The sequence below is a fragment of the Kribbella sp. NPDC055110 genome, from assembly GCF_053607525.1.
This window is the reverse complement of the sequence record NZ_JBSGTS010000003.1, coordinates 373,007-390,140: the sequence shown is the minus strand read 5'-3', so window position 1 is coordinate 390,140 and position 17,134 is coordinate 373,007. Positions and strand designations below refer to the sequence as shown.

Below are 17,134 nucleotides of genomic sequence, written 5' to 3'. Positions count from 1 at the left end.
ACTGTCGAGCGGTCGGCCGTTGCTTGCGCGTGAGGTTCAAGCTCTCGTTCTGGAGAGCTAGGCCTAGGGTGTGTCGAGTGCGGGGCCGAGGTGGGCTTCTTCGTAGGCGTAGTGCGCCTCCAGGGTTTCGGCCAGGTGTGTGAGGTCGGCTCGGAGGCGCTGGGCTTGTGCTGGGGTTGCGGTGGTCAGGTTCTCGACTGCGGCGGTTAGCTGTTTGTTGAGCTCGGCAACGGTTGCGTGTTCTTGGGTTAGGCGATCCAGGGCTGGTTTGAGGTCGGGGAAGTCTGCGGCTAGGCGGGGGAAGACGCTGTCTTCGCGTGAGTGGTGGGCGTGGAGCGACTCGCAGAACGTGAGGCAGTGTTGGTGGAGGGTCTTGGTGAGGGTGGGGGCGGGGCCTGAGCCGGCGAGGTACGCGTCGACCGCCGTGAGGGTCGTGGACAGTTGCTCGCGGAGGCCGTTGTGGATTTCCTTCAGTTGCGCGGTCGCCGCGCCTACGCGGGCGGGGGTCAGCGCGACGACGGCGATCACGCGGTCGGTGTTCTGCTGGTACGTCGCGAACGCGGGATCCCGCTCCGCCTGTACGCCGTACAACCGGTCTCGTTCCGCGCCGGTGATCTCGGCGGCGATCGCGTCGTACCGGATGCCATCGACCTCGACGGTGACGAGTGGGTTGGCGCGGGTGTTGTGCAGCCAGGCGGGGGATTGCGGGCGGCCGGCGTTGCTGGCGAACACGAGGAGCCGGCCGTTGTCCTCGGCGTACGCGATGGTGACGGTCCGTGCGGTCCCCGACCGCGCGCCGGTGGTGGTGAGCTCGAGGAGCATGCGCCTAACCTTTGACTCGGAAACTGATTTAGCTTTGCAAGCAAAGTAGTTTTGAGGACAAAGGTATGTCAAGCGTCGATGACAGCATCCGCACGCTCCTGCTGCTGATGCCGCGGATGGTGGGGCGGACGAAGCGGCTCAAGGTGCCCGAGGAGCTGGCCGGCCTGAATCTGGCGCCGCGGCACCTCAGCCTGTTCGCCTACCTGCTGTTCGACGGCCCGCTGGGCGTCAACGAACTGGCCGAGCGCCTCGAAGTCACCCCCGCCACGGTCAGCCTGATGGTCACCGAGCTGACCCGCAAAGGCATCCTCGAACGTCAGGAGGACCCCACCGACCGCCGTCGCGCCATCATCACCCTCTCCGACCACCACCGCCCGGCCATCGACGCCTGGCTCGCCCGCGGCGCCCGAGCCTGGCGCGCCGCGCTCGAACCCCTGACTGACGCGGAGCGGGAGCTGTTCGTGAGGACGCTCAGGGCTTACGAAGAGGCGATCTGAGCGCGGCCAGGTCGGTGCGGCAGCGGTTCTCCACCTCGGCGAGGTCCTGGAGGGTTTCCTCGATGTCGCGGCGGCGTTGTTCCAGTTCGGTGCGGCGGTGGGTGATCTGGTCGAGGAGGTAGACGAGCTGGCCTTCCTCGCCGGGTTCGGCGTCGTACATGTCGACGATCCGGGCGATCTCGTCGAGGGAGAAGCCGAGGCGTTTGCCGCGCAGGATGAGGGCGAGGCGGACGCGGTCGCGGGGGTGGTAGACGCGGGTGGTGCCGCGGCGTTCGGGGGTGAGCAGGCCGCGGTCCTCGTAGAACCGGATCGTTCGCAGCGTGACGTCGTACTCGGCGGCCAGTTCGGCGATCGACCAGGTCTCAGCGGACACCTGGCTATTGTGCATGCTGCTCAGCGTGCTTTACGTTTACGTAAGCGTCAAGTACAAGGAGTGCCGCATGTTCGAGTTGTCCGCGGAGCATCAGGAGTTCCGTCGTAGTGTTCGTGACTTCGCGGAGGCCGAGATCGGGCCGCACGCGGCCGAGTGGGACCGCAAGCACTACTTCCCGGTGGAGGTCGTGCAGAAGATGGGGCGGCTCGGGCTGTTCGGGCTGACGGCGCCGGAGGAGTACGGCGGTGCGGGCGGTGACTTCACCAGCCTGTGCGTGGCGATCGAGGAGATCTCCCGGGTCGACCAGTCGATGGGGATCACGCTCGAGGCGGCGGTCGGGCTCGGCATCAACCCGATCCTGACGTTCGGCACCGACGAGCAGAAGGCCGCCTGGCTGCCCGACCTGGTCGCGGGCAACCAGCTGGCCGGGTTCGGGCTGACCGAGCCGGAGTCCGGGTCGGACGCCGGCGCCACCAAGACCCGCGCGGTCGTCGACAACGGCGAGTGGGTGATCGACGGCTCGAAGCAGTTCATCACCAACTCGGGCTCGAGCATCACGAGCTGCGTGACCGTGACCGCGCGGACCGGCGAGCGCGCGGACGGGAAGCCCGAGATCTCCACGATCATCGTGCCGAGCGGTACGCCGGGATTCACCGCGGAAGCGGCGTACGACAAGCTCGGCTGGCATGCCAGCGACACGCACCCGCTGTCGTTCGTCAACTGCCGGGTTCCGGAGGCCAACCTGCTCGGCCGACGCGGTAAGGGTTTCGCGCAGTTCCTCGCGACGCTCGACGACGGCCGGGTCGCGATCGCGGCGGTCGCGCTCGGCTGTATCCGCGCCTGTCTGGAGATGTCCGTGCAGTACGCCGGGGAGCGCCAGACGTTCGGCGGACCGATCGGTCGCAAGCAGGGCGTGGCGTTCCAGATCGCCGACCTGAAGGTGATGGCGGACGCGGCCGAACTGCTCGTCTACCGTGCTGCCGCCTTGAAGGATTCTCAAGCACCGATGCAGGAGTTCAAGCAGGCCGCGTCGGTCGCCAAGCTGTACGCGACCGAGTCCGCGGTCACCGCGACCCGGATCGCCACGCAGGTCTTCGGCGGCTACGGCTTCATGGAGGAGTACCCGGTCACCCGGTTCTACCGTGACGCCAAGATCCTCGAGATCGGCGAGGGTACGTCGGAGGTCCAGCGGATGCTCATCGCCCGGTCGCTCGGGCTACCGGTGGAATGATGCAGGCATGACCCACGACCACTGGACCGAGGTCAAGGTCGCCCGCGAGGCGACCCTCGCCCCGCCCGAGAAGGCGGCGGCGAAACTCAAGAGCCAGAACAAGCTGTACGTCCGCGACCGGATCGCGCTGCTGGTCGACGAGGGCAGCTTCGTCGAGGACGCGCAGCTGGCGAACGCGCTGAACGCGGGCCTGCCCGCCGACGGCGTCGTCACCGGGCGCGCGCTCGTCGACGGCCGGCCGGCGCTGATCGTCGCCAACGACCCGACCGTGAAGGCCGGTTCGTGGGGCGCGCGGACGGTCGAGAAGATCGTCCGGATCACCGAGGTCGCGATCCGCGACGAGCTGCCGGTCTTCTGGCTGATCGACTCCGCCGGCGCCCGGATCACCGACCAGGTCGACCTGTTCCCGGGCCGTCGCGGCGCGGGGCGGATCTTCCACAACCAGGTCGCGCTGTCCGGCAAGGTCCCGCAGATCTGCTGCCTGTTCGGCCCGTCCGCGGCGGGCGGCGCGTACATCCCGGCGTTCTGCGACATCGTGATCATGGTCGACGGCAACGCCTCGATGTACCTGGGCTCGCCCCGGATGGCCGAGATGGTCGTCGGCGAGAAGGTCACGCTGGAGGAGATGGGCGGCGCCCGGATGCACACCAGTGTCTCCGGCTGCGGCGATCTGCTCGCCTCCGACGACACCGAGGCGATCGAGCTGGCGAAGCAGTACTTCTCCTACCTGCCCGGTTCGTGGCGCTCGCGTCCCCCGTCGTACGACGCCTCGGACGCTGGTCGCGACTTCACGCGCGACCTGGTGCCGGCCGAGGAGAGTATCGGCTTCGATATCCACGATGTGATCGACGCACTTGTCGACGCGGACACGTTCTTCGAGATCAAGCCGGCGTACGCGCCGGAGCTCGTGGTCGGGTTCGGGCTGCTCGCGGGGCAGGTGGTCGGGATCGTCGCGAACCAGCCGGCGGTGAAGGGCGGCGTACTGTTCGTCGACTCGGCGGACAAGGCGGCGCGGTTCATCTGGCTGTGCGACGCGTTCAACGTGCCGCTCGTGTACCTGTGCGACGTACCGGGGTTCATGATCGGCAGCGAGGTCGAGCGGGCCGGCATCATCCGGCACGGCGCGAAGATGATCACCGCGGTGTCGGAGGCGACCGTGCCGACGGTGTCCGTGATCGTCCGGAAGGCGTACGGCGCCGGGCTGTACGCGATGTGCGGACCCGGGTTCTCGCCGGACGCGTGTGTCGCGTTGCCGACCGCGAAGATCGCCGTGATGGGGCCGGAGGCGGCGATCAACGCCGTGTACTACAACAAGATCCAGGAGATCGCCGACGAGGGCGAGCGGGTCGAGTACGTGTCCAAGTTGCGCGAGGAGTACGAGACCGATATCGACATCCTCCGGCTGGCCGCGGACCTGGTCATCGACGCGATCATCGAGCCGGAGAACCTCCGCGCCGACCTGATCGCCCGACTCGCCGCGGCCCAGTCCAAGGACCGGACCTTCTCGCACCGCAGACATGGCGTGCCACCGGTGTAGTTAGGGTCGGACCATGAACTTCGCGCAGCAGGTCCGATCACGGGAGAAGCTGGTCGGGTACTGGATCACGCTGGACGTGCCGCCGGTCGCCGAGCGGATCGCCAGGCTGGGATACGACTACGTGGTGCTCGACGGGCAGCACGGGCTGATCGGGTACCAGGGGCTGCTGACCGGGCTGCTCGCGATCGACGCCGGGTCCGCGATCGGGCCGCGCCCGTCGGTCGGGCTGGTGCGGGTCGAGGCGAACAATCCGACGCCGATCGGGCGCGCGCTCGACGCCGGGGCGACCGGCGTGATCGTGCCGCTGATCGACAGCGCGGACGACGTGGCTCGGGCGGTGCGGGCGGCGAAGTACCCGCCGGTGGGTGTGCGCTCGTTCGGGCCGATACGGGCTTCGTTGCGGATCGGTCCGGTGCCGGCGGACAGCAACGACGCTACCGTCGTACTCGCGATGATCGAAACGGCCCTCGGCCTGCAGAACGTCGCCGAGATCTGCGCGACGCCCGGTCTCGACGGCGTGTACGTCGGCCCGTCGGACCTCAGCCTCGCGCTCGGCGCCCGCTTCCCGGGTGACCCGGACGTCGAGGGTCCGTTCGAGGAGGCGGTCGAGCTGATCGCCCGCACCGCGCGGGACGCCGGGATCGCCGCGGGCATCCACACCTTCGACGGCGAGTCCGCGAAGAAGCGCCTGGACCAGGGCTACACCTTCGCCACCGTCGCCTCCGACCTCAGCCACCTCGAGGCGATCGCCGCGGCACATCTCGACGCGGCTCGTTCGTAGGGCGGACCTCCGCCACTCACCAACCGCTCCGGCTCCGGGCGGTTCACGCTCAGCTGGCGGCCGACACGGGCCGTCGGCACGGGTTGGTGAGTGGGGGCCGTCCGGAACACCCCGACGCCTTCGCGGGTTAAGTTCTTCAGAGGACACCCGAGGAGGCTGGGGATGAAGGCACCCGAGCGTGGTGCGTTGCCGCTGGGGCTGGCGGCGACGTTGGGGCGGACGTACGGGCGGTTGACCGAGACGGTGCAGGGGCTCAGCGACGCGGACTTCCAGCGCGAGACCCGGTGTGCCGGCATGCCCGTCGGCCCGTTGCTCGTGCATCTGCTGTACGACGCTCAGCGCGCCCTGATCGCGTTCGCGAGCCCGGCCGCAGTCGAACCGGATCGGGATTTCGTCACGTACTGGCACGACTTCCCTCCGCAGCCCGACGGCGACACGAGTTTCGTGCGGAGCGTCGCGGCGGCGTACCGCAAACCGGGTCTGCTCGTGCAGCACTGGCGTGAGGTGTCCGAGGCGGCCGTCCGGGCGAGCGCGGCCGGGCTGGCGACCAAAGGGCATCGGGTCGAGACGCAGGGTCACGTCCTGCGGGCGGTCGACTTCGTCGCCACCTTGGTGCTTGAGGCAACGGTCCATCATCTCGACCTGATCGTCGGGTTGCCGGACGCGCCGGAGCCCGATCCCGAAGGCCTGCAGGTCACGGCGCGCACGTTGGACGGGCTGTTCGGCCCGCAGGCGTGGGACGTGATCGCGTGGGACACCACGACGTACGTCCTGAAGGCAACGGGTCGGGTACCGCTCGACGAGGACGACCTGGCGATGCTCGGGCCGTACGCGAGCCGCCTGCCCCTGCTCTAGAAGACCCCGGCGAACGGGTCTTCCAGGTCAGTCCAGTCGAGGCTCGCCAGTTCGGACTCGGTGAGGAGGCAGGCGTCGAGGACCGACTGGAGGCGAGCGGGGTCGAGACCCATGCCGGTCGCGACCACGGTGCATTCGGCCAGGTGCTCGGTCTCCGACCATTCGCCGAGCATCCCGAGCGACGCGCTGTACCCGGCGGACTCCCACCGCACGCGCTGGGTCGGACGGTTCGCCAGCCAAACCACGCCGCGACTGCGAACCACCCCGTCCACGATGTCCTCGAGCGCATCGTTCAGCCGCGTGGGATGCAACGGCCGCGTCGACCGCCACAGCACGGTCGTCACGCCGTCGCCGCTCGGCTGCACGCGATCCGACGCCGCGAGTTCGCCGGCCCACGACTCGGCCGCCTCGAAGTCGAATCGCCCGGTCCGCGCGACCGGCCCGTTCGGTACGCCGGCAGCGTCCGCCATCACCACCGACGTCCGCGGGTTCAGGTGCAGCAGCAGGTTTTCGAGCCGCTCGACCGCCGTACTGCGATGCGCGTTGGCCAGCACGCACACGTCGGCGTACTCGACCTGGCGTGCGGTCAGCTCCGCAACATTCCGCCGATCCGGCAGGCCGAGCGCGAGGCCGCGCTCGGCGAGCAGCTCGTCGCCGGACAGTTGCGCAACCAGCAGTACGGCGTCGACGACGCAGGTGACCGTGTCGACGACGAGCTCCGGTAGGACGGACGTCAACGTGGTGACCAGCGGCCGCGCCTCCATCGCCGGTGGTGCCGCGAGGACGAGGTGGTCCCAGTGCCCGCGTGCGACCAGCGTCTCCAGTAACGGTACGAGCGACTCGATCAGCTGGCATGCGCCGCAGTCGTCCCCGACCGTGAATTCGCCCGCGTCGATCGGCCCCGACGCGTCCTGGACCCGCCAGGACAGCACGCCCCGACCGGGTAGGTCGTCCTGCTCGATCACGACGACCACGGTGGTGGCGTCGGTCATCGCTTCCAGCACGGGCTCCCGCAACGTCGTGGAAAGCCCCACCAACAAGGACAACGGAGTTTTCGCTTGGGCGGTCATGGCATCAGTATATGAAAACGGTTTTCATCAGTCCAGAGGCCCGCGCATCTGGTAGGTAAAGGGCATGACGATCGAGATCGGGCGGTTCGCGGGTGAGTGGGACGAGCTTCTGGAGCTGCTGGACATGGCGTTCTCGGCGCCGTGGACCGACGAGCAGTACGAGTCCGAGCGGCGGGTCTGGGAGCGTGAGCGCAGCATCGTCGCGAGCGAGGACGGACAGCTCGTCGGGCACACCGGCACGTTCTCGCACCTGATGACGGTGCCCGGCGGGCAGTTGCCGGTCGCGGGCGTGACGATGGTCGGCGTCCGGGCGACGCATCGGCGGCGCGGCATCCTGCGGGATCTGATGCGCACGCAGTTGACCGACATCCACGAGGCCGGCCGCGAACCGTTGGCGGCGCTGACCGCGAGCGAGCCGGTGATCTACCCGCGGTTCGGGTACGGGCTAGCGTCCGACCACCAGGCGATCGTCGTACCCAAGGCGTCCCGCACGCTGCGCCCGGTGGCCGGCATCGACGACATCCGGATCCGGTACGTCGGCGTACACGAGAATCTCGCCCGCTGCGCCGAGCTGCGGAACACGCTGGCGCTGGAGCAGCCTGGTGTGTGCCGGCACGACGAGCGGTGGCAGGAGTACGCGGTCAGCCCGACCGTCACGAGCAACGTCGCGAACGCGTCCAAGGTGCGCTGCGTCGTCGCCGAGCGGGACGGCGAGCTGACCGGGTTCGCGCACTACCGGACGAAGCGCGCGGAGAAGGGGTACGTCGACGTACAGCGGGTGCATGCGATGGACATCGCGTCGCATGCGGCCCTGTGGCGGTACCTGCTCGAACCCGACCTGCTCAGCGAGACGCGGTGCGCGATGCTCGCGTCGGACGACCCGCTGCTGGACCTGCTGCTCGACCCGCGGGCGCCGGGGCCGATCACGCGGGACGGTCTGTGGATCCGGCCGGTCGACGTACGGCGTGCGCTCGCGGAGCGGACGTACGCGCGCGACCTCGACGTTGTGCTGGACGTGGTCGACGACTTCCTCCCGTGGAACGCGGGCCGCTGGCACCTGAGCGGCGGACCGGACGGCGCTTCGTGTGAATCCGTGTCGCGAGACGCCGACCTCGCGCTCGATGTCCGCGATCTGGGCGCCGTCTACCTCGGCCGCCCGTCGCTCACGAGGCTCGCCCGGGCAGGTCTCGTCACCGAACACACCCCAGGGGCCCTGGCCGCAACCGCGGAAGCGTTTTCCGCATCTCGGCTGCCGTTCCTCGATACAGCCTTTTGAGGAGGTAGCCTGCCCAGATGCAGACGCAGCGTCGGGGTGCGCTCGCGGGGGTTGCCGTGCTGCTCGTGGGGCTCGTGGTGGCCGGCTTCGTCGTGCTCGCCTCCGCGAGCGGTCCGGTGCGCCCGGTCAACGACAGCACGCTGAGCGCGAGCCCGCGGCCGCTGCCGACCATCGCGGTGACCGAGACCCCGCAGCAGCAGTCACAGCCGACGCCGCGCATCCTTCCGCAGCACGAGACACCGGCGTGGGTGCTGTCGATGTGGCAGGCCGTGGTCTACCTGATCATCGCCGCGATCGTGGGGTTCATCCTGCTGGTCATCGTTCGGATCTTGCGCCGGGTCCGGCTTCCGCAGGTGGAGGCCGGTGAGCCCGACTGGGAGCGGATCAAGGCGGAGCGACTGGCCGAGGCGGTCGACACGGGCCTGGCTCGCATCGACAGCGGTACGGCGACGGACGCGGTCGTCGCGTGCTGGGTCGCGTTGGAGGAGGCGGCGGCGTCGGCCGGCGTACCGCGAGATCCGTCCGAGACTCCGGCCGAATTCACTGTGCGCGTGCTCGGGATCGGCGGGATCTCAGAACCGCAGCTGATCCGGCTCGGTGAGCTGTACCGCGAGGCGCGGTACTCGACGCACGGGTCCAGCGAGCAGGCGCGGACGGAGGCGCGGGCCGCGCTGCTGCGACTGCGGGAGGAGCTCGCCGCAGCCCATCCGGTCGAGGCGGAGGCCCTATGACGTCGTACCGCTGGACGCCCTTGGAAGAGAAGGGACCGCCGCCGCCGAAGGCCAAACGGTCCCTTTGGCCGAGCAAACTGCTTGTGCAGCACCTTGGCGTGGCCGTGCTGGCGAGCTTGCTGCTCGTGGCCGTGTTCGGGGCTGCCGGCATGGCGCCGCGACCCTTGTGGTTCGTAGCGGCGGCGCTCGCCGTCGGTGTGGTGTCGCTGGCGATCCGGCTGGTGGTGCCGCAGACCATGGAGACGAGCTGGCCCGGTCGGCAGGACGACGGGCTGGCCGCGCTGCGGGCCCGGACCAACGACAACCGCACGCAGTTCATCGCCACCTGGCTGCAGGAGTCGGGCCGCGAACGGCGAGCCGGTGAAGGATCGCAGACCTTCGCCCGCCGGGTCCGCCCGCTGCTGCTCGAGCTGGCCACCGACCGCCTGGTGCACCGGCACGGCGTCGACCCCGAGCGGGAGCCGGACCGGGCCCGCGCGATCACCGGCGACCGGCTCTGGCAGCTGATCGCCGGCGACAGCAAACGCACCGCGTCCCTCGACGAGATCGAGTACGCGATCCACACCATCGAGAACCTGTGAGGGATACCTGTGACTGATGGCGAGCTGACGCTCGGTGAGGTTTCTGACCTGAGCCGGCAGGTGCTGGACAGGGTCAGCCAGGCCGTGGTCGGGAAGGCCGAGGCGCTCGAGCTGGTGCTGGCGGGCGTGCTGGCCGGCGGGCACGTACTGCTCGAGGACTACCCGGGGCTGGCGAAAACGCTGGCCGCGCGGTCGTTCGCGCAGGCGCTCGGGCTGGAGTTCCGGCGGGTGCAGTTCACGCCGGACCTGCTGCCGTCGGACGTCACCGGCGCATTCGTGTACGACCAGAAAGATTCCGAATTCGTTTTCCGGCCCGGCCCGATCTTCACCGGCCTGCTGCTGGCCGACGAGATCAACCGGACGCCGCCGAAGACGCAGGCCGCGCTGCTGGAGTCCATGCAGGAGCACCAGGTGACGGTCGAGGGGCAGACGTTCATGCTGCCCACGCCGTTCCATGTGCTCGCGACCGCGAACCCGGTGGAGTACGAGGGCACGTACCCGCTCCCGGAGGCGCAGCTCGACCGGTTCATGCTGCGGATCGGTTTCGGCTACCCGAGCCCCGCGGAGGAGTGGGAGGTCCTGCGGCGGCGGATGAGCCGTCGCAGCGAGGACCAGTCGGTCGAAGCGGTGACCGACGCCGCTGGGTTGCTCGCCGCGCAACAGGCTGTCGAGACGGTGACCGTGGACGACACGGTCGGTCAGTACTGCGTCGATCTCGCCACCGCGACTCGTCGGGACTCGCAGGTGCTCGTCGGGGCGTCACCACGTGGGTCGCTGGCGCTGCTCCTGACGGCACGCGCGTACGCCGTCATCAAGGGCCGCGATTACGTCGTACCGGAGGATGTGAAGGCCGTCGCGGTGGCCGCGCTGGCACACCGAATCACCGTGCGGCCGGAGTTGTGGCTGCACGAGGTCACCGGGGCGACGGTGGTGCGGACTGTGCTCGGCTCGGTCGCGGCACCACCTACCGTGGTCGGCGCCCGCGCATGAGTTGGCGGCCGACGCACGCGCAGGTCCGGGCGATCTGTGTCGCTGCGGTGCTGCTCGCCGCCGGCGTGCTGCTGCGGCGCCCGGATGCGGCCGTGTTCGGTCTGCCGCTGGCGTTCCTCGCGGTGTGGGGACGGTACTTCCGGCCACGGGAGCGCCCGGAGGTGCACACCGAGCTGGACGCGGACGTGCTGTTCGAGGGGCAAGGTACGACGTACCGCCTGCGGGTGCCGGAGTCTGTCGACCCGGACATCGACCTGATCGTGGCGGCGTTGCCGCGGACGTTGTGGTTCCAGTACGACCCGCCGCAGGCTGCGGTCGCGGAGCCGGTCTCGCACGGTGAGGTGCGGCTGGAGGTCGGCGTACGGTCGAAGCGCTGGGGACTGCGGTCGTTGGAGCGGCCAACGGTTACGGCGACGTCGACGGTCGGGGCGTACCGGATCCAAGTGACGTCGGCGGAGTCGCAGGCGGTCACGACGCTGCCGTTGCGGGAGGGATTCGAGGCGGTGGACGCCGTACCGCGGCCTGCTGGGCTGGTCGGGTTGCACCGGTCGCGACGGCCTGGTGAAGGGACGGAGCTGGCCGGGGTACGGCCATTCCGGACGGGGGATCGGTTGCGGCGGATCAACTGGGCGGTGTCGGCGCGTACGCAGGAACTCCACGTCACGTCGACCTGGTCGGACCGGGACACCGAAGTGGTGATCATGGTCGACACCGGCGGCGAGATCGGGATCAGCGAAGGAATCGACGGGCGGTCCTCGAGCCTCGACACCGCCGTCCGGGCGGCCGCCGCGATCGCCGAACACTACTTGCGCAACGGCGACCGGGTGCGGCTGATCGACACCGGGAGCCTGTTCCGCGGGGTTCGGTCGGGGAGCGGGCGCGCGCATCTGCGGCGGATCCTGGACACGCTGGTGCATGCCGATCGTCGCGGCCGGCAGCAGGACGAGGAACAGTTGGCGCGGCGGAACCGGGTCCGGTCGGACAGCCTGGTGCTCGTCCTCAGTCCGCTGCTGCGGCCGACGATCCTCGGGTACATCGTGACGCTCGTCCACTCCGGCTGCACGGTGATCGCGATCGACACGTTGCCGCCGGACGTCGTGTCGATCATGGACCTCGACGCGCACGACGCGCGGTCGTGGCCGCTTGCGTGGCGTCTGCGGTTGCTCGAACGCCGCCGCGACCTCGATCGCCTCAGCGACCTCGGCGTACCGACCGTCCCCTGGCGAGGTGCTGGGACGTTGGACGAGGTACTACGAGACGCCGCCAGAGTGTCCTCCGCCCCAAGGATCCGCTCATGACCGCTCCCATGCCCCGCCTCTTCCTCCGTCCAGAACGGGAGGCTTCGTGACCGCGGACGAGAAGATCACGCTGTGGTTGGCGCAGTTGCGGGCGTCCGGGCAGGCTGTGGTGCTTACTCGGTTGGTGATCGCGGTGGCCGGGACCGTCGCGCTGGTCGTGCCTTCGGTGCAGTCGTGGGATCAGGCGGATCTGGTCCCGATCGTCGGATCGGGGCTGTTGCTGTGCACGGTGGTTCTGCCTGATTCGCTCGCCGCGACGACGTTCCTGCTCGTGGTGACGCTCGGGTGGTTGACGCGTGCACCCGGTTCGCCGAGTTGGAGCCTGGTCCTCACCGCGGTGGCGCTCGTCGTGGTCCACCTGGCGGCAGCGTTCGCCGGCCAGTTGCCGTCGTACGCGCGGGTGCATCGAGCGGCCCTGCGGCGTTGGTGGTTGCCTGGGGCAATCGCCGTACTGCTGGTGCCGGGCGTCGCCGGGGCGACCGCGCTGGTCCGGGGTGCTGACGTCGCAGGCTCGCTCCTCGTGACGGCCGCCGCCATCGCCCTCGCCGCCGCGACCATCTGGTTCGCCGCCGGCCAGAAACTCGGCCGGGACTAGTCTTCGCCGAACGTCTTCTGGATCTCCTCGGCCCACGGCATCGGGATCGCGTTCGGGCCCAGGACCTGCATGGCGGACATGACGGTCAGGAGCATGCCGGCCGAGAGGAACTCGCGGGCCTCCTGCGGGGAGGCGCCGGTCAACTCGCGGACGAGGTTGTAGATGCTGCCGAAGCGTTTCCGGACGCAGTCGCCGATCATCGGCTCGCCGCTGGCCGAGAAGCCGTGCAGCAGGACCAGCAGCACCTCGGGTTCGGCCAGGAGCAGCTTGTAGTTCTGGCCGAGCGTCCTCAGCTCGGGAGTCTCGGCCGCGGCCTCGCGGAAGATCTGCTCGATCCGCCCGCAGACGCTCTCGACCGCGGCGAGGAACAGTTGCTGCTTGGTCCCGAACAGCCGGATCACATAGGGCTGTGACACCCCGGCCAGGCGGGCGATCTCGTCGGTCTTGGTGCCCTCGTACCCGGACGCTGCGAACGCCTGCACCGCGGCCGCAAGTACCTCGTCGCCGCGCTCCTTGGCGGTCAGCCGAACCTTCGTCACCATCCGTGCTCCTTCCACTCCCTTGACATGTTATCAGTGGATGCATACTCTCGTCATCAAGCTTGTTATCAGTCAATTACAACTAGGGGTACGAGATGACATCGACCGCTCTCGACGAGAGGGAACTGACGGCTCCCCGGAGCCGTGGACTCGGGCTGATCCTGGCCGCCGTGGGGATTCCGGTGTTCATGGTCACGCTGGACAACTTGGTGGTGACGAACGCGCTGCCGGTGATCAAGTCCGAGCTGGGTGCGTCCCTGTCGGACCTGCAATGGTTCGTGAACGCCTACACGCTCGCCTTCGCCGCGCTGCTGCTGACCGCGGCCGCGATCGGCGATCGCCTCGGCAGGCGGCGGGTGTTCCTGGCCGGGATCACGCTGTTCACGCTGGCCTCGGCGGCCTGCGCGCTGGCGACCGAGCCGTGGATGCTGATCGGATCCCGCGCGATCCAGGGCATCGGCGCGGCAGCCGTGATGCCGTTGTCGCTGACATTGCTCGCAGGCGCCGTACCGGAGAAGATGCGGAGCGCCGCGATCGGTATCTGGGGCGGCATCTCCGGCCTCGGAATCGCGGTCGGTCCGGTCGTCGGCGGCGCCGTCGTCGACGGGCTGAACTGGCAGTGGATCTTCTGGCTGAACGTTCCGGTCGGCGTCGTCGCCGTCGTGCTCGCCACGCGGGTTCTGACCGAGTCCCGGGGTACGGCGAAGCAGCTCGACCTGCTCGGACTGGTGCTGGCGACGTCCGGCGTACTGTCCGTCGTCTGGGGTGTTGTGCACGGCGCCGATGACGGCTGGACGTCCGTCGGAGTGCTCGGTTCGCTGATCGCGGGTGTCGTGCTGCTGGCCGCGTTCCTCGGGTGGGAGCGGCGTACCGTCGCGCCGATGTTGCCGCTGCGGTTGTTCTCGGTTCGTTCGTTCAGCGTGGTGAACGTGGTCGCGTTCACCTTCGCGGTCGGCGTCTTCGGAGCGGTGTTCCTGCTGGCACAGTTCTTCCAGGTCGTGCAGGGGTACACGCCGTTCCAGTCCGGTGTCCGCACGCTGCCGTGGACCGCGGCGCCACTCGTGGTCGCACCGATCGCCGGCCTGATCGTCGACCGCGTCGGCCCCCGGATCCTGATCGTGCTCGGCCAACTGTTCCTCGCCACCGCGCTCGGCTGGATGGCGCTGATCACCACGGCGACCACGCAGTACGGCGATTTCGTCGCACCGTTCGTCCTTGCCGGTATCGGCATGGGGCTGACCTTCGCGCCGTCCGCGAGCGTCGTGATGGCGAGCGCCTCCGACGCGGACCGCGGCGTCGCATCCGGCACGAACAACACGATCCGCGAAGTCGGAGTCGCGATGGGCGTCGCCGTACTGGCCTCCGTCTTCGCCTCAGCCGGCTCCTACGAGTCCCCAACCCAGTACGCCGCCGGCCTGGTCCCCGCCGTCTGGACCGGAGCCGCCATAGTCGCCGCCGGCACCCTCGCAGCCCTCCTCCTACCGGGCCGCAACCAGCCAGCCGCTTCGCCGAGGACGTGACGGAGAGACAACCGCGGCTGTTCAGGCAGCCGTCGGGCCGGTGAGACAGGTTCTGGTGGGCTGGGACCCGGTATTCCCTGTCCGCAGCCCCCAGAAGGTGTCTGTCCCCTCGGCAACCGGCCGCCTGTGCTCACCGTGCGGACGCAGTCGGCCGAAACGGCATCTCGACAGGACGTATACGTCCACCACCTGCCGCCGCGCGCCGGCGGCAGGCTGGATCGCCGGGTCGGTGGACGTATACGTACTGTCGACCTGACAACATCCGCAGCACCCACGCCCGGGGCCCCGGGCAACGAGGGCCAGCCGAGGCGACCGGGGTGACTGGGGACGGTGGCTGGTCATTTCAGGTGGGTCGCAGTCCCCAGTCCCAATCCCAGTCCCTGGACGGGGGCCTGGACTTGGGATCTGGCCACCCTCGGCCATACCGACCCACACATCCAACACAAGACCGGATATCCCCTTGTGTTGGGGGTTCTCCCCTGGTGTACGAGCAGAGAACCCCCAACACGAGGGGATATCCAGTCCCGTGCACAGACGCCAAACCACCCGGTGACTCTCAGCTCAACCCAACCGACCCGCGCATCAGTCACAGGTTCCCAGACCCCGCTGGATGTCGCCGCTGCGCCAAGGGCCGGTCTGACGCTTGGGAGGCGCAGGTGGCGCTTGGCTCGGGTGGGTGTGCGGGCGCATCAGAGTGCTGGGAGTTGCCAGGTGCATTGGCAGCCCTCCTCCTCCCCGGCCGCCCCCATCCACCCACGACCGCAGGTCGGGGAGGGTTTCGTCCCGGATCGGGTAGAGAATCCTCCCCAACCTCTGGCTCAGGTGGCGGGCGGCGGCTGGGGTGGGGGCGTTCTAGGGTGTGGGGGTGGTGGATTCGGAGGACGTGCGACGGATTGCGCTGGGTTTGCCGGGGACGGTGGAGAAGCAGAGGTGGGGGCACCCGACGTTTGATGTGGCGGGGCGGATGTTTGTGACCGTGCCGGACGATCAGACGTCGTTCGCGGTGCGGTGTCCGCGGCTGGAGCGCGAGGAGCTGATCGCCGCGGAGCCGGAGAAGTTCTGGGTGCCGAAACACGAGGCGGGCTCGAACTGGGTTCGAGCCCGCCTCGACGCATTGGAGGACGCCGACGAACTGCACGACATCCTCGTCGACTCCTGGCGGCAGGTTGCGCCGCCGGAGCTGTCAGCTGACGTTGGCCGGTGACGCCGAGAAGGTGTTGCAACTGGCCGGGTTGGCCGTGTTGAACGACTTCCCCATGAAGCGCGCCTGACTGGCCACGCTGCCGTGGTCGCCTTCTTCGGGCTTGTCGCCCGCGGTGACGACGTACTTCTTCCAGACGTACAGCAGGTTGCCGTTGATCGGGTAGCTGCGCTTGTTCGCGGCCAGGAACACACCGGCGAAGCAGTTCGCCTGCAGCTCCATCCGGCGCGTCATCCGGGTCCGGCCCTCGTAGTCCGGCTGTTCGTACCGCAGGTTGCTGGCGGACTGCAGGATGCCGGTCATGAACTGCACGCTGTGCCCGTACTCGTGGGCGATGGAACGGCTGTACCACATCCGCGCGTACGCCTGGCCGATCGGATCACCCGGGTACTCGGTGTAAGCCTTCACGAAGACGTCGACCTTCATGTACATCATGTGATTCGCCGAGCAGTAGAACGGGACGTTGATGACGCCGCCGCCGCACGGGTTCGACACCGAGGAACCGGCCCAGAAGATCATCTTCGGCGCGGTGAACTTGTAGCCGGCCTTCGCCACCAGCGGCGCCCACGACCTGTCCAGGCAGGGCTCGATCGCGGCCCAGTACTTGGCCGCGCCACTCGCGTTCGTCGGCCGTGCCTTGGGCTCCTTGCAGTTGACCGTGGCCATCTGTCCGACCTTGTAGAGCGCGTTCTTGGCCACGACGGTGGTGTCCGCCGGCTTGTTCGGCGTACTCGACGTCTCCGTGGTTGTCGGCTCTGTGGTCGTGGGCTCCGTGGTCGTCGGCTCTTCGGTCGGCGACTCGGTCGGCTCTTCCGTCGGGGAGCTGGTCGGTGAAGGCGTGTACCGGCTCGGCGTCACCGGCGGAGTCGTCACGTCGTTGGCGGCTTTCCGGGCCAGGCCGATGATCGCGCCGCCGACGACGGCCACCACGACGATCGACAGGATCGCGATCAGCGGCGCCTTCGACTTCTTCCGCGGCTGCTGCGGCTGCCAGCCCAGACCGGGACCGCCGGGACCGCCGGGGCCACCCGGACCGCCTGGGCCGAAGCTCGGGCCCCAGCCGAAACCGGGACCCTGCGGCGGCGGGCCGCCGTACTGCGGAGGACCGCCGTACTGACCCTGGGGAGGACCGCCGTACTGCGCAGGGGGACCGTACTGACCCGGCGGAGGGCCCTGCTGGTACGGCGGGTTCTGGCCGGGCGGCCCATAGGGTGGCTGGCTCAACGCCGTTCCTCTC

General features: G+C 69.1%; 18 protein-coding genes. 13 read left to right on the top strand and 5 right to left on the bottom strand.

Annotated elements, in window-relative coordinates; all coding sequences use genetic code 11:
• Positions 1 to 63: 63 nt before the first annotated feature.
• On the bottom strand, positions 64 to 822 hold the full coding sequence (locus tag ACWF0M_RS07820; protein ID WP_452234849.1) for a nitroreductase/quinone reductase family protein: 759 nt from the start codon (positions 820 to 822) through the stop codon (positions 64 to 66).
• A gap of 65 nt (positions 823 to 887) precedes the next feature.
• Here ACWF0M_RS07820 and ACWF0M_RS07815 point away from each other — a divergent pair, with 65 nt between their 5' ends.
• Positions 888 to 1,319, top strand: coding sequence for a MarR family winged helix-turn-helix transcriptional regulator (locus tag ACWF0M_RS07815; RefSeq protein ID WP_452234848.1), 432 nt, complete (start codon positions 888 to 890; stop codon positions 1,317 to 1,319).
• Here the strand turns inward: ACWF0M_RS07815 and ACWF0M_RS07810 are convergent.
• Positions 1,294 to 1,692: a MerR family transcriptional regulator gene (locus ACWF0M_RS07810; protein ID WP_452234847.1), complete on the bottom strand. Its 399-nt coding sequence runs from the start codon at positions 1,690 to 1,692 to the stop codon at positions 1,294 to 1,296. The genes ACWF0M_RS07815 and ACWF0M_RS07810 overlap by 26 nt on opposite strands.
• Positions 1,693 to 1,759: 67 nt before the next feature.
• Between ACWF0M_RS07810 and ACWF0M_RS07805 the strand changes: the two genes are divergently transcribed.
• The 4 genes from ACWF0M_RS07805 (at position 1,760) to ACWF0M_RS07790 (ending at position 6,096) form a co-directional block, all read left to right on the top strand.
• Complete coding sequence (locus ACWF0M_RS07805) at positions 1,760 to 2,923, top strand: acyl-CoA dehydrogenase family protein (protein ID WP_452234846.1); 1,164 nt, start codon at positions 1,760 to 1,762, stop codon at positions 2,921 to 2,923.
• 7 nt (positions 2,924 to 2,930) lie between these two features.
• Positions 2,931 to 4,460, top strand: a complete 1,530-nt coding sequence (locus tag ACWF0M_RS07800) for an acyl-CoA carboxylase subunit beta (protein WP_452234845.1) — start codon at positions 2,931 to 2,933, stop codon at positions 4,458 to 4,460.
• A 13-nt stretch (positions 4,461 to 4,473) separates the two neighbouring features.
• The gene (locus tag ACWF0M_RS07795) at positions 4,474 to 5,241 is read left to right on the top strand and encodes an HpcH/HpaI aldolase family protein (RefSeq protein WP_452234844.1); all 768 of its coding nucleotides are present in this window, start codon (positions 4,474 to 4,476) and stop codon (positions 5,239 to 5,241) included.
• A gap of 162 nt (positions 5,242 to 5,403) precedes the next feature.
• A complete protein-coding gene (locus ACWF0M_RS07790) occupies positions 5,404 to 6,096 on the top strand; it encodes a maleylpyruvate isomerase N-terminal domain-containing protein (RefSeq protein WP_452234843.1) in 693 nt (230 codons plus the stop codon).
• Here the strand turns inward: ACWF0M_RS07790 and ACWF0M_RS07785 are convergent.
• A complete protein-coding gene (locus tag ACWF0M_RS07785) occupies positions 6,093 to 7,166 on the bottom strand; it encodes a CobW family GTP-binding protein (RefSeq protein WP_452234842.1) in 1,074 nt (357 codons plus the stop codon). The genes ACWF0M_RS07790 and ACWF0M_RS07785 overlap by 4 nt on opposite strands.
• Positions 7,167 to 7,230: 64 nt before the next feature.
• Between ACWF0M_RS07785 and ACWF0M_RS07780 the strand changes: the two genes are divergently transcribed.
• Genes ACWF0M_RS07780 through ACWF0M_RS07755 form a run of 6 tightly spaced genes read left to right on the top strand, consistent with a single transcriptional unit; the run spans position 7,231 to position 12,637 of the window.
• Positions 7,231 to 8,442: a GNAT family N-acetyltransferase gene (locus tag ACWF0M_RS07780; protein ID WP_452234841.1), complete on the top strand. Its 1,212-nt coding sequence runs from the start codon at positions 7,231 to 7,233 to the stop codon at positions 8,440 to 8,442.
• Between the two features lie 17 nt (positions 8,443 to 8,459).
• Complete coding sequence (locus ACWF0M_RS07775; RefSeq protein WP_452234840.1) at positions 8,460 to 9,173, top strand: DUF4129 domain-containing protein; 714 nt, start codon at positions 8,460 to 8,462, stop codon at positions 9,171 to 9,173.
• Entirely contained in the window at positions 9,170 to 9,754 is a 585-nt protein-coding gene (locus ACWF0M_RS07770) for a hypothetical protein (RefSeq protein WP_452234839.1), read from the top strand. The genes ACWF0M_RS07775 and ACWF0M_RS07770 overlap by 4 nt, the downstream gene beginning before the upstream one ends.
• A gap of 9 nt (positions 9,755 to 9,763) precedes the next feature.
• Entirely contained in the window at positions 9,764 to 10,744 is a 981-nt protein-coding gene (locus tag ACWF0M_RS07765; protein WP_452234838.1) for an AAA family ATPase, read from the top strand.
• On the top strand, positions 10,741 to 12,042 hold the full coding sequence (locus tag ACWF0M_RS07760) for a DUF58 domain-containing protein (RefSeq protein WP_452234837.1): 1,302 nt from the start codon (positions 10,741 to 10,743) through the stop codon (positions 12,040 to 12,042). The genes ACWF0M_RS07765 and ACWF0M_RS07760 overlap by 4 nt, the downstream gene beginning before the upstream one ends.
• 46 nt (positions 12,043 to 12,088) lie before the next feature.
• Positions 12,089 to 12,637, top strand: coding sequence for a hypothetical protein (locus tag ACWF0M_RS07755; RefSeq protein WP_452234836.1), 549 nt, complete (start codon positions 12,089 to 12,091; stop codon positions 12,635 to 12,637).
• Here the strand turns inward: ACWF0M_RS07755 and ACWF0M_RS07750 are convergent.
• Positions 12,634 to 13,179, bottom strand: coding sequence for a TetR/AcrR family transcriptional regulator (locus ACWF0M_RS07750; RefSeq protein ID WP_452234835.1), 546 nt, complete (start codon positions 13,177 to 13,179; stop codon positions 12,634 to 12,636). The two genes, ACWF0M_RS07755 and ACWF0M_RS07750, sit on opposite strands and share 4 nt — an antisense overlap.
• 92 nt (positions 13,180 to 13,271) lie before the next feature.
• Between ACWF0M_RS07750 and ACWF0M_RS07745 the strand changes: the two genes are divergently transcribed.
• Positions 13,272 to 14,696 carry an MFS transporter gene (locus ACWF0M_RS07745; protein ID WP_452234834.1) on the top strand — a complete coding sequence of 475 codons (1,425 nt, stop codon included), beginning with the start codon at positions 13,272 to 13,274 and terminating at the stop codon, positions 14,694 to 14,696.
• Positions 14,697 to 15,555: 859 nt separating this feature from the next.
• Entirely contained in the window at positions 15,556 to 15,900 is a 345-nt protein-coding gene (locus ACWF0M_RS07740) for an MmcQ/YjbR family DNA-binding protein (RefSeq protein WP_452234833.1), read from the top strand.
• On the opposite strand, the gene ACWF0M_RS07735 is transcribed toward ACWF0M_RS07740, so the two are convergent.
• Complete coding sequence (locus ACWF0M_RS07735; protein ID WP_452234832.1) at positions 15,880 to 17,121, bottom strand: neutral zinc metallopeptidase; 1,242 nt, start codon at positions 17,119 to 17,121, stop codon at positions 15,880 to 15,882. The genes ACWF0M_RS07740 and ACWF0M_RS07735 overlap by 21 nt on opposite strands.
• Between the last annotated feature and the right edge of the window lie 13 nt (positions 17,122 to 17,134).

Excerpts from the sequence above, each read along its gene's own strand:
- ACWF0M_RS07820 (WP_452234849.1), bottom strand. The coding sequence starts at position 822 with ATGCTCCTCGAGCTCACCACCACCGGCGCGCGGTCGGGGACCGCACGG.
- ACWF0M_RS07815 (WP_452234848.1), top strand. The coding sequence starts at position 888 with ATGTCAAGCGTCGATGACAGCATCCGCACGCTCCTGCTGCTGATGCCG.
- ACWF0M_RS07805 (WP_452234846.1), top strand. The coding sequence starts at position 1,760 with ATGTTCGAGTTGTCCGCGGAGCATCAGGAGTTCCGTCGTAGTGTTCGT.
- ACWF0M_RS07800 (WP_452234845.1), top strand. The coding sequence starts at position 2,931 with ATGACCCACGACCACTGGACCGAGGTCAAGGTCGCCCGCGAGGCGACC.
- ACWF0M_RS07795 (WP_452234844.1), top strand. The coding sequence starts at position 4,474 with ATGAACTTCGCGCAGCAGGTCCGATCACGGGAGAAGCTGGTCGGGTAC.
- ACWF0M_RS07790 (WP_452234843.1), top strand. The coding sequence starts at position 5,404 with ATGAAGGCACCCGAGCGTGGTGCGTTGCCGCTGGGGCTGGCGGCGACG.
- ACWF0M_RS07785 (WP_452234842.1), bottom strand. The coding sequence starts at position 7,166 with ATGACCGCCCAAGCGAAAACTCCGTTGTCCTTGTTGGTGGGGCTTTCC.
- ACWF0M_RS07780 (WP_452234841.1), top strand. The coding sequence starts at position 7,231 with ATGACGATCGAGATCGGGCGGTTCGCGGGTGAGTGGGACGAGCTTCTG.
- ACWF0M_RS07775 (WP_452234840.1), top strand. The coding sequence starts at position 8,460 with ATGCAGACGCAGCGTCGGGGTGCGCTCGCGGGGGTTGCCGTGCTGCTC.
- ACWF0M_RS07770 (WP_452234839.1), top strand. The coding sequence starts at position 9,170 with ATGACGTCGTACCGCTGGACGCCCTTGGAAGAGAAGGGACCGCCGCCG.
- ACWF0M_RS07760 (WP_452234837.1), top strand. The coding sequence starts at position 10,741 with ATGAGTTGGCGGCCGACGCACGCGCAGGTCCGGGCGATCTGTGTCGCT.
- ACWF0M_RS07750 (WP_452234835.1), bottom strand. The coding sequence starts at position 13,179 with ATGGTGACGAAGGTTCGGCTGACCGCCAAGGAGCGCGGCGACGAGGTA.
- ACWF0M_RS07745 (WP_452234834.1), top strand. The coding sequence starts at position 13,272 with ATGACATCGACCGCTCTCGACGAGAGGGAACTGACGGCTCCCCGGAGC.